This is a genomic window from Bacillus sp. LJBS06 (genome assembly GCF_016924995.1).
Taxonomy (GTDB): domain Bacteria; phylum Bacillota; class Bacilli; order Bacillales; family Bacillaceae; genus Bacillus; species Bacillus stercoris.
In genome coordinates this window covers 4,143,870-4,154,362 of record NZ_CP070483.1, presented here as the reverse complement: position 1 = coordinate 4,154,362, position 10,493 = coordinate 4,143,870, and the positions used below count along the sequence as shown (strand labels likewise).

Annotated in this window: 11 protein-coding genes; 10 read left to right on the top strand and 1 reads right to left on the bottom strand. The window is 41.7% G+C overall.

The annotated features are described in order from the left end of the window. The first annotated feature begins 626 nt into the window (after positions 1–626). From rpmH to noc, 8 genes are all read left to right on the top strand, one after another. Positions 627–761 carry a 50S ribosomal protein L34 gene (rpmH, locus tag JQX68_RS21150; RefSeq protein ID WP_003178075.1) on the top strand — a complete coding sequence of 45 codons (135 nt, stop codon included), beginning with the start codon at positions 627–629 and terminating at the stop codon, positions 759–761. 150 nt (positions 762–911) lie between these two features. Beyond that, positions 912–1,262, top strand: coding sequence for a ribonuclease P protein component (gene rnpA, locus JQX68_RS21145; protein ID WP_003242628.1), 351 nt, complete (start codon positions 912–914; stop codon positions 1,260–1,262). 144 nt (positions 1,263–1,406) lie between these two features. Continuing rightward, positions 1,407–2,192: a YidC family membrane integrase SpoIIIJ gene (gene spoIIIJ, locus JQX68_RS21140; RefSeq protein WP_050982297.1), complete on the top strand. Its 786-nt coding sequence runs from the start codon at positions 1,407–1,409 to the stop codon at positions 2,190–2,192. Next, positions 2,189–2,815 carry an RNA-binding cell elongation regulator Jag/EloR gene (jag, locus tag JQX68_RS21135; protein WP_040081117.1) on the top strand — a complete coding sequence of 209 codons (627 nt, stop codon included), beginning with the start codon at positions 2,189–2,191 and terminating at the stop codon, positions 2,813–2,815. The genes spoIIIJ and jag overlap by 4 nt, the downstream gene beginning before the upstream one ends. Before the next feature lie 311 nt (positions 2,816–3,126). After that, positions 3,127–4,506 carry a tRNA uridine-5-carboxymethylaminomethyl(34) synthesis GTPase MnmE gene (gene mnmE, locus JQX68_RS21130; RefSeq protein ID WP_147772795.1) on the top strand — a complete coding sequence of 460 codons (1,380 nt, stop codon included), beginning with the start codon at positions 3,127–3,129 and terminating at the stop codon, positions 4,504–4,506. Positions 4,507–4,526: 20 nt separating this feature from the next. Next, positions 4,527–6,413, top strand: coding sequence for a tRNA uridine-5-carboxymethylaminomethyl(34) synthesis enzyme MnmG (gene mnmG, locus JQX68_RS21125; RefSeq protein WP_040081120.1), 1,887 nt, complete (start codon positions 4,527–4,529; stop codon positions 6,411–6,413). Between the two features lie 13 nt (positions 6,414–6,426). Continuing rightward, a complete protein-coding gene (gene rsmG / locus JQX68_RS21120; RefSeq protein WP_147772794.1) occupies positions 6,427–7,146 on the top strand; it encodes a 16S rRNA (guanine(527)-N(7))-methyltransferase RsmG in 720 nt (239 codons plus the stop codon). 121 nt (positions 7,147–7,267) lie between these two features. Further along, positions 7,268–8,119: a nucleoid occlusion protein gene (gene noc / locus JQX68_RS21115; RefSeq protein ID WP_014666147.1), complete on the top strand. Its 852-nt coding sequence runs from the start codon at positions 7,268–7,270 to the stop codon at positions 8,117–8,119. 50 nt (positions 8,120–8,169) lie between these two features. Here the strand turns inward: noc and JQX68_RS21110 are convergent, their stop codons facing one another. Further along, complete coding sequence (locus tag JQX68_RS21110) at positions 8,170–8,610, bottom strand: PH domain-containing protein (protein WP_147772793.1); 441 nt, start codon at positions 8,608–8,610, stop codon at positions 8,170–8,172. Between the two features lie 248 nt (positions 8,611–8,858). On the opposite strand from JQX68_RS21110, the gene soj reads away from it, so the two are divergent. Continuing rightward, complete coding sequence (soj, locus tag JQX68_RS21105) at positions 8,859–9,620, top strand: sporulation initiation inhibitor protein Soj (protein ID WP_003219244.1); 762 nt, start codon at positions 8,859–8,861, stop codon at positions 9,618–9,620. Further along, positions 9,613–10,461: a stage 0 sporulation protein Spo0J gene (gene spo0J, locus JQX68_RS21100; protein ID WP_014666145.1), complete on the top strand. Its 849-nt coding sequence runs from the start codon at positions 9,613–9,615 to the stop codon at positions 10,459–10,461. Before soj ends, spo0J begins: the two co-directional genes overlap by 8 nt. The last annotated feature ends 32 nt before the right edge of the window (positions 10,462–10,493 follow it).

Genomic DNA, 10,493 nt, shown 5'->3' with positions numbered 1-10,493 from the left:
CTTCCGGCACGTCCCTCCTTTTCATAGAAAATGGCATCTTTCTCTGTTATAGAACACAAAAAAAGAGCAAATGGCGCTTACCATTCGTACACATTAAATGTTGAAAACATATAATATAGTAGATAAATAGCTTTTCGACAAATTTCACAACTTGTGGACAACCTTCTACACAAGCTGTGTGAAATCAATCCACAACTTATCCACACTTTGTGGATAAAGAGGAAAGGTAAGATTAGTAATCAAGAGTTAAAACACAAATATAATACCAAAATAAACGAGAGCTTGCAATGGTTGTCACAATCTTATCCACAAAGCGGACAACCTGTTGAAAAAATATTGTCCACAGGGGTTGGTAATGTGAAAATGTTGTCGATAACCTTTGTGGATATTAAAAAAAGTCGAAAAAGATATCCACACGCGTGATTTTAGGGGCAAATTGTTTGGATCTGTCTTTTTTTCGTTAAATTAAGGAATCTAAAAAATAAGGTTTCGAAAGTTGAAAAGGTATGGTATCCTATTATGGTTGCAAGAAATAAAAGCACTAGTAAAGTTGACAATGAATAGGTAACGCAAATATAATAAGTAAGACTGTCTTTAACAGCTATTCCTCGAGGGAGGTGTCATAAATGAAAAGAACATTCCAACCGAATAACCGTAAACGCAGCAAAGTTCATGGCTTCAGAAGCCGTATGAGTTCAAAAAACGGTCGTCTAGTTTTAGCACGCCGTCGCCGCAAAGGCAGAAAAGTATTATCAGCTTAGGCCACTGAATAATGTCAGTGGTCTTTTTTCACGTTATGGGAAAAGATAGATGTGATGCGTAATGAACCGGGGCTTGCTTCCTGGTTCAATGCATCTCATTTTCATAATAAATTTTAAAAGTTTCTGCCAGCCAGTATCGGAGTGAGTCATTTGAAGAAGCGAAATCGTTTAAAGAAAAATGAAGATTTTCAAAAAGTGTTTAAACATGGGACATCAGTTGCAAACCGCCAGTTTGTCTTATATACGCTTGATCAGCCTGAAAATGATGAGCTGCGTGTCGGGCTTTCCGTCAGCAAAAAAATTGGCAATGCTGTGATGCGAAATCGGATCAAACGTTTGATTCGGCAGGCCTTTCTTGAAGAGAAAGAGAGACTGAAGGAAAAGGACTATATCATTATTGCCAGAAAACCGGCGAGCCAGCTGACATATGAGGAAACGAAAAAAAGTCTGCAGCATCTATTCAGAAAGTCTTCATTATATAAGAAATCTTCGTCAAAGTAGGCATCACCACTGCTTTCTTACAACTTTTAAAAGCGCTTCCTTTCTGGTTGATCAGAAAAAGACACCATTTAAAACTGAAAGATGCTAAAATACATACAAGTATGCTTTGCAATAAAAGAGTGTAAAGATTAATTATAGGAGGAAATGTTGTTGAAAAGGAGAATAGGGTTGCTATTAAGTATGGTTGGCGTATTCATGCTTTTGGCTGGATGCTCGAGTGTGAAAGAGCCGATCACTGCAGATAGTCCGCATTTCTGGGACAAGTACGTAGTATATCCATTGTCTGAGCTCATTACGTATGTAGCGAAATTGACGGGAGATAACTACGGACTTTCAATTATTCTTGTTACCATTTTAATTCGTTTATTAATTTTACCGCTGATGATTAAGCAGCTGAGAAGTTCGAAAGCGATGCAGGCTTTACAGCCGGAAATGCAAAAGCTGAAAGAAAAATACAGCTCAAAGGATCAAAAAACACAGCAAAAGCTTCAGCAGGAAACAATGGCTTTATTCCAAAAGCATGGTGTTAATCCATTGGCGGGATGTTTCCCGATTTTGATCCAGATGCCGATTTTAATTGGATTCTATCATGCAATCATGAGAACACAGGCGATTTCAGAGCATAGCTTCTTATGGTTTGACTTAGGAGAAAAGGATCCTTTCTATATTCTTCCTATCGTTGCCGGTGTCGCCACATTTGTTCAGCAAAAACTGATGATGGCGGGCAATGCGCAGCAAAATCCGCAAATGGCGATGATGCTTTGGATTATGCCAATTATGATTATCGTATTTGCGATCAACTTCCCGGCGGCTCTTTCTCTTTATTGGGTAGTCGGTAACTTGTTTATGATTGCGCAAACTTTCCTCATTAAAGGGCCTGATATTAAAAAAAATCCTGAGCCGCAAAAAGCCGGAGGAAAGAAAAAGTGAGGAATGTGACTGCTGCAGGGCGAAATGTCGATGAAGCAGTACAGTCCGGATTGCAAGAGCTTGGATTAACGAGGAATAAAGTAGAAATTACTGTTATTGAAGAGGGACACAAAGGGTTTCTCGGTATTTTCGGTAAAAAGCCGGCGATCGTCAAGCTAGTTGAAAAGATTGATCCGATTCAGCAAGCGAAGTCTTATCTTCAAACGATTGCCGAAGCCATTGCCGGAAAGTCTGATGTGACTGTTCAAGAAAGCAAAAAGACAGTGAGATTCCATATAACAGGTGAAAAAACGGCATTGTTGATTGGGAAAAGAGGACAAACCTTAAATGCTCTTGAAACATTGACACAGCTAGTTCTTAACCGTTATCCAGGCCAATATAAAAATGTGACGGTGGATGCAGAAAACTATCGTTTGAAAAGAAAGGAAACGCTGAGCCAGCTGGCCATCAGGCTTGCTGACCAGGTCTTGAAAACGAAAAAAGCAATCCAGCTTGAGCCTATGCCATCCAGTGAAAGAAAAGTTATTCATGATACTCTTTCTGGATATGCAAACCACCAGATCAAAACATATTCAATGGGTGAAGGCGAAAATCGCCATCTCGTTATTTCCCATAAAAAATAGCATAAAACCGAAGTCCGGTAAAAATCGGATTTCGGTTTTTTTGTATGCGAAAAATCTACTTTTCCTAGTAATATCAAGGTTTTGCCGTTTAAGTTTTTTCTTTTTAGGTGTATCCTGTTGATAAAAAGGAAGTTCAGGAAATAAAATTAATTGTTATTCACATGTGGATAAGTTAAAGTAATAAGGGATGAATTTCTATTTCTGTGGATAACACATCTTCCACTTCGAACCAAACTATGTTATCTTTTAGTTTTGGCATAATAAAAATTTTTTTTATATAGATGAAACATAAGTAAAGAGAGGTGAACAGCATGGATACAATTGCGGCAATTTCCACACCGATGGGAGAAGGCGCGATTGCGATTGTACGGTTGAGCGGACCAGAAGCCATTCAAATCGCAGATAAAATTTATAAAGGACCGAAGGGGAAAACACTCGGCTCGGTTGAATCACATACGATTCATTATGGTCATATCGTAGACAGACCTTCAGATCGTGTCGTTGAGGAAGTAATGGTATCAGTGTTAAAAGCGCCGAGAACTTTTACACGAGAAGATGTTATCGAGATTAACTGTCACGGGGGAATTGTGACTGTGAACCAAGTGCTTCAGCTCGCATTGAGAGAGGGAGCGAGACTGGCAGAGCCTGGCGAATTTACGAAACGTGCGTTTTTAAACGGGCGAATCGATCTTTCACAGGCGGAAGCGGTTATGGACTTAATCAGAGCGAAAACGGACCGGGCAATGAACGTTGCTATGAATCAAATGGAAGGGCGTCTTTCTGCTTTGGTGCGCCGTTTGCGCAGTGAGATTTTAGAAACCCTGGCTCATGTTGAGGTGAATATCGATTATCCGGAGTATGATGATGTAGAGGAAATGACGCATCAGATTTTAGTTGAAAAGGCAACCGCCGTTAAAAAGGAAATTGAGGCGCTGTTGAGGACTTCTGAGCAAGGAAAAATCTTGCGTGAAGGTCTTTCTACCGTCATTATCGGCCGGCCGAACGTAGGAAAATCATCTCTTCTGAACAGTCTCGTTCATGAGGCAAAAGCCATTGTAACCGATATTCCCGGAACGACACGGGATGTAATTGAGGAATACGTGAATGTAAGAGGCGTCCCACTTCGTCTGGTTGATACAGCGGGTATTCGCGAAACAGAAGACATTGTTGAGCGAATCGGTGTTGAACGTTCTCGCCAGGTTCTGAAGGAAGCGGACCTGATTTTACTTGTTCTTAATAATAGTGAAGAGCTTTCTGAAGAAGATGTAAAGCTTTTTGAAGCCGTTGAGGGCATGGACGTTATCGTGATTTTGAATAAGACTGACCTTGAGGCGAAGATTGACAGTGAGCGTGTCCGTGAGCTTGCCAATGGACGTCCTGTTGTTACGACATCTCTATTAAAAGAGGAAGGCATCAATGATCTGGAAGAAGCGATTCAATCGCTGTTCTACACGGGTGCCATTGAAAGCGGGGATCTGACTTATGTCAGCAACACACGTCACATCTCTATTTTACAGCAAGCAAAACGGGCCATTGAAGATGCGCTTAGCGGCATCGAACAGGATGTCCCGATCGACATGGTGCAAATCGACCTTACAAGATGCTGGGAGCTTTTGGGCGAAATCATCGGAGATTCTGTCCACGAAAGCTTAATTGATCAGCTCTTTTCACAATTCTGTTTAGGAAAATAATAAAAGGAGGAACTAGAATCATGGGGTATGAAGCAGGCCAATACGATGTGATTGTGATTGGCGCCGGGCATGCCGGTGTTGAGGCTGCCCTCGCATCTGCACGTCAAGGCGCCAAAACGCTTGTCTTGACCATCAACCTAGATATGGTTGCATTTATGCCATGTAATCCGTCTGTCGGCGGCCCCGCAAAAGGGATTGTCGTTCGTGAGATTGACGCGCTTGGCGGAGAAATGGGAAGAAACATCGATAAAACGCATATTCAAATGAGAATGCTGAATACAGGAAAAGGTCCTGCGGTTCGTGCATTGCGTGCACAAGCAGACAAATTCCAATATCAGCACGAAATGAAAAATACACTTGAAAAAGAACCAAACTTAACATTGCTGCAAGGAATTGTGGAGCGGCTGATCGTTGAAGACGGCGAATGCCGAGGTGTGGTTACACAAACCGGCGCACATTATCGTGCGAAAGCAGTTGTCATGACGACAGGGACCTATCTAAGAGGACGAATCATTCTTGGCGATCTGTCTTACTCAAGCGGCCCGAATAACCAGCAGCCATCTATTAAGCTTTCTGAGCATTTAGAGGAACTGGGTTTTGACCTTGTTCGTTTTAAAACAGGTACGCCGCCTCGCGTTAAAAGCGACACAATTGATTACAGCAAAACGGAAATTCAGCCTGGTGACGAAGTGCCTCGCGCTTTCTCATATGAAACAGTGGAGTATATCACAGATCAGCTCCCTTGCTGGCTGACATATACAAGCCCTGAGACACATGAGATTATTGACAGCAACCTGCACCGTTCACCGATGTATTCCGGTATGATCAAAGGTACTGGCCCAAGATATTGCCCGTCCATTGAAGATAAAGTTGTACGATTTAATGATAAACCGCGTCACCAGATCTTCCTTGAGCCGGAAGGCAGAAATACACAGGAAGTCTATGTCCAAGGTTTATCTACTAGTCTTCCAGAAGACGTACAGCAAAGAATGCTTGCAACGATTCCTGGACTTGAAAACGTGCAAATGATGAGAGCCGGCTATGCGATCGAGTATGATGCGATCGTACCGACACAGCTCTGGCCGACACTTGAAACGAAAAAAATCACCAACCTTTACACTGCAGGCCAAATTAACGGAACATCCGGTTATGAAGAAGCCGCGGGACAAGGAATTATGGCGGGAATCAATGCAGGACGAAAAGCGCTTGGAAAAGAAGAAGTGATTCTAAGCCGTTCTGACGCCTACATTGGTGTTCTGATTGATGACCTTGTAACAAAAGGGACTAATGAGCCTTATCGTCTCTTGACATCACGTGCTGAATACAGATTGCTTCTTCGCCATGATAATGCTGATTTGCGCCTGACAGAAATCGGGCACCGCATTGGATTGATTTCTGATGAGCGGTATGCAGCTTTTGAGAAGAAAAAAGCGGCGATCGAAGCGGAGAAAAAACGTCTGTATTCTGTAATTATCAAGCCGTCTCCAGAAAACCAAGAATATATCCGTTCTCTTGGCGGAAGTGAATTGAAAGATGGAGTTCGCGGCACAGACTTGATGAAACGTCCTGAAATGAACTATGAAACAGTCACAAAACTGGCGCCGCCAGAAGTGCCGGTTCCTCAAGACGTGGCAGAACAAGTGGAAATCCAAGTGAAATATGAAGGATATATTGAAAAATCTCTTCAGCAAGTGGAAAAACTGAAGAAGATGGAAAATAAAAAAATTCCGGATCGAATTGATTATGACGCAATCAAAGGGATCGCGACTGAGGCGCGTCAAAAGCTGAAAAATGTGCGCCCTCTGTCTGTTGCCCAAGCTTCCCGCATTTCCGGTGTAAACCCGGCGGACATTTCAATTCTATTGGTGTATTTAGAGCAGGGACGCATTGCGAAGATAGCCGAGTAGAAAGGATGACGGCATGAATATTGAAGAATTCACTTCCGGTTTGGCGGAAAAAGGGATCTCCCTTTTTCCCCGTCAGCTGGAGCAATTTGAGCTGTATTACGACATGCTGGTTGAATGGAATGAAAAAATCAACCTGACTTCAATTACAGAGAAAAAAGAAGTGTATCTGAAGCATTTTTATGACTCCATTACAGCTGCTTTCTATGTCGACTTCAATCAAGTGAACACGATTTGTGATGTCGGAGCGGGAGCGGGTTTTCCAAGTCTGCCGATAAAAATATGTTTTCCGCACCTCAATGTCACAATCGTGGATTCACTGAACAAACGGATTACCTTTTTAGAAAAGTTATCTGAAGCTTTGCAATTGGAGAATACAACATTCTGCCATGACAGAGCTGAAACGTTCGGACAACGGAAAGACGTGCGGGAAAGCTATGATATTGTGACGGCGCGAGCAGTTGCAAGATTATCTGTTTTGAGTGAGCTTTGCTTGCCTCTGGTGAAGAAAAACGGTTTATTTGTTGCTTTAAAAGCAGCATCAGCTGAGGAAGAACTGAATGCAGGCAAAAAAGCAATCACGACGCTTGGAGGAGAACTTGAGAATGTCCATTCCTTTAAGCTGCCTATTGAAGAAAGCGATCGTAATATTATGGTGATACGCAAGATAAAAAATACACCTAAGAAGTATCCAAGAAAACCGGGAACTCCTAATAAATCGCCAATTGAAGGGTAATTTAGACAGCCTGATATGACAATACCATCATATTTTCATCAAAATTGATGGATGTATAGCAGGAAAAACCATGAGAAAATAGAATTATAAAAATGGCAGTTTTTAAAGGTGGTGTAGGTACATGAAGCATTCATTCTCTCGTTTCTTCGGGCTTGGTGAGAAGGAACAGGAGCCGGAGATTGCTGAACATGATACAAACAAAGAAGAGATTCTGGAAATACCGGTAAATGCTATCGTTCCCAACCGTTTTCAGCCACGCACCATTTTCTCAGATGAAAAAATCAAAGAGTTAGCAATGACCATTCATACACACGGCATTATTCAGCCGATTGTTGTTAGGCATACAGAAGAAGAAGGCCAATACGAACTCATTGCAGGTGAAAGACGCTGGAGAGCGGTGCAATCGCTTGAGTGGGAAAAGATTCCGGCGATTATTAAGGATTTTTCCGACACGGAAACCGCTTCTGTGGCGTTAATTGAAAACTTGCAGCGGGAAGAATTGTCTTCTATTGAGGAAGCCCATGCTTATGCTAGGCTGCTTGAGCTGCATGATTTAACACAGGAGGCACTCGCACAGCGTTTAGGAAAAGGGCAGTCTACAATTGCAAATAAGCTCCGGTTATTAAAGCTGCCTCAGCCAGTCCAAGACGCGATTATGGAGAAGAAAATCACCGAGCGTCATGCCAGAGCGCTGATTCCGCTGAAACAGCCCGAGCTTCAAGTCACACTGCTCACAGAGATTATTGAGAAAAGTTTAAATGTAAAGCAGACGGAAGACCGCGTGGTGAAAATGCTGGAGCAAGGCCAGAGAAAGCCAAAGCCGAGACGCAAAGCGTTCAGCAGAGATACAAGAATTGCGATGAACACGATTCGCCAGTCACTATCAATGGTGGAGGACAGTGGTGTAAAATTGAATACGGAAGAAGAAGAATTTGAAGAATATATTCAATTAACGATTCGCATACCAAAATAAAAGCTCTCCTGAAAAGCAGGAGAGCTTTTTATATTAATTGAAAAAGGTAATTAATTACTTTTAGCGAAAATTGTTATATTAGAATTCTTTTCTTTGAGCTTGTGGATAAATTCTTCAGTATTTTGCGGTGAAATCACCGCATGTCCCCATCCTCCCTGATAGTAGACCGTGATGGTATGACGTGAGCCAATTAGACGGAAACCTGACCACAGCTTCTTTTTTTGGATCACTTTATCGATTGTTTCGTAAGGAATTTGATGTTTGATCAGTCCGGCTTTAATGATCAGATGGTGCTCCTTCAATACATATTTCAGATCAATAAAGCTCCATATGATGAGTCCGTTTAAAAGAGTCAGCAGAATAAAAATGACCCAGCCCGAAACTCTCATATTTCCCAGCACAAAAGGAACAATGGCATCTGCTTGTATCAGTAATATGAGAAACACAATCATCAGCGTAACGGGTACATCTCTCTTTGTTTGATAAACCATTCTCTCACCGTCCTGTTTCCACGTTCTGTTACTGTGACTTCTTCTTTTTTTCTTTAAGAAATTCCTTTTTTAAGTCAAAAAAACATAGAAATTGTAGAATTTATAAGAGAAAGCATAAAGCGTACTTGAATTTTCAATTATTTCCCTTCTGATTCAGAACAAAATGATGAAAAAAATGAAACGCTTTAATCTTTTTTTGATAGAATAGAAGCAAGATAGTACATGTTCATGTGAAAGTAGGTGACATCGTGGGAAAAATCATAGCAATTACGAACCAAAAAGGCGGGGTCGGCAAAACAACGACGTCTGTCAACCTTGGGGCATGTTTGGCTTACATAGGGAAAAGGGTTCTGCTGGTAGATATTGATCCGCAGGGAAATGCGACAAGCGGATTAGGGATTGAAAAAGCCGATGTAGAGCAGTGTGTGTACGATATTTTAGTAGATGATGCAGATGTTATAGATATTATTAAAGCAACGACAGTCGAGAACTTGGACGTGATCCCTGCGACGATTCAGCTTGCCGGGGCTGAGATCGAGCTGGTTCCTACAATTTCAAGAGAAGTGAGATTGAAAAGAGCGCTTGAAGCAGTAAAGCAAAATTATGATTACATTATCATTGATTGTCCGCCGTCATTGGGTCTGCTGACGATTAATGCCCTTACTGCCTCGGATTCCGTTGTGATTCCTGTACAGTGTGAATATTATGCCTTGGAGGGGCTCAGCCAGTTATTAAATACAGTACGTCTTGTGCAAAAGCATTTGAATACGGATTTAATGATTGAAGGTGTATTGCTGACAATGCTTGATGCTCGGACAAACCTTGGCATTCAAGTGATTGAAGAGGTTAAAAAGTATTTTAGAGATAAAGTATATAAGACAGTTATTCCGCGTAATGTCCGTCTGAGTGAGGCACCGAGTCACGGAAAACCCATCATTTTATACGATCCGCGGTCAAGAGGTGCGGAAGTATATTTAGATTTAGCAAAGGAAGTGGCTGCGAATGGCTAAAGGCCTTGGAAAAGGGATTAATGCGTTATTTAATCAGGTAGATTTGTCTGAAGAGACAGTTGAAGAAATTAAAATTGCCGATTTACGCCCTAATCCTTATCAGCCAAGAAAACACTTTGATGACGAGGCATTAGCTGAACTAAAAGAATCTGTGCTGCAGCATGGCATTCTTCAGCCGCTTATCGTCAGGAAATCTTTAAAAGGCTATGATATTGTTGCGGGGGAACGGCGTTTTCGGGCAGCAAAGCTGGCGGGTTTAGAGACAGTTCCCGCGATTGTCCGTGAATTATCAGAGGCGTTAATGAGGGAAATTGCTTTATTAGAAAACCTTCAGCGCGAAGATTTATCTCCGCTTGAAGAGGCACAGGCATATGACTCTTTGCTGAAACACTTAGATCTCACGCAAGAACAGCTTGCCAAACGTCTTGGAAAAAGCAGACCGCATATTGCGAATCATTTAAGACTGCTGACACTGCCAGAAAATATTCAGCAGCTTATTGCCGAAGGTACGCTCTCTATGGGACATGGGCGCACGCTTCTTGGCTTAAAAAACAAAAATAAGCTTGAACCGCTTGTACAAAAAGTGATTGCGGAGCAGCTTAATGTTCGCCAGCTTGAGCAGCTGATTCAGCAGTTAAATCAGAATGTTCCACGTGAAACAAAGAAAAAAGAACCTGTGAAAGACGCGGTTCTAAAAGAACGGGAATCCTATCTCCAAAATTATTTTGGAACAACAGTTCATATTAAAAGACAGAAGAAAAAAGGCAAAATCGAAATTGAATTTTTCTCTAATGAAGACCTTGACCGGATTTTAGAGCTTTTGTCTGAACGAGAATCATAAATGAAGAAACCATCTTTCATGCGAAGATGGTT

Coding starts and splice junctions, on each gene's coding strand:
- rpmH (WP_003178075.1), top strand. CDS start 627: ATGAAAAGAACATTCCAACCGAATAACCGTAAACGCAGCAAAGTTCAT.
- spoIIIJ (WP_050982297.1), top strand. CDS start 1,407: ATGTTGTTGAAAAGGAGAATAGGGTTGCTATTAAGTATGGTTGGCGTA.
- mnmE (WP_147772795.1), top strand. CDS start 3,127: ATGGATACAATTGCGGCAATTTCCACACCGATGGGAGAAGGCGCGATT.
- mnmG (WP_040081120.1), top strand. CDS start 4,527: ATGGGGTATGAAGCAGGCCAATACGATGTGATTGTGATTGGCGCCGGG.
- rsmG (WP_147772794.1), top strand. CDS start 6,427: ATGAATATTGAAGAATTCACTTCCGGTTTGGCGGAAAAAGGGATCTCC.
- noc (WP_014666147.1), top strand. CDS start 7,268: ATGAAGCATTCATTCTCTCGTTTCTTCGGGCTTGGTGAGAAGGAACAG.
- JQX68_RS21110 (WP_147772793.1), bottom strand. CDS start 8,610: ATGGTTTATCAAACAAAGAGAGATGTACCCGTTACGCTGATGATTGTG.
- spo0J (WP_014666145.1), top strand. CDS start 9,613: ATGGCTAAAGGCCTTGGAAAAGGGATTAATGCGTTATTTAATCAGGTA.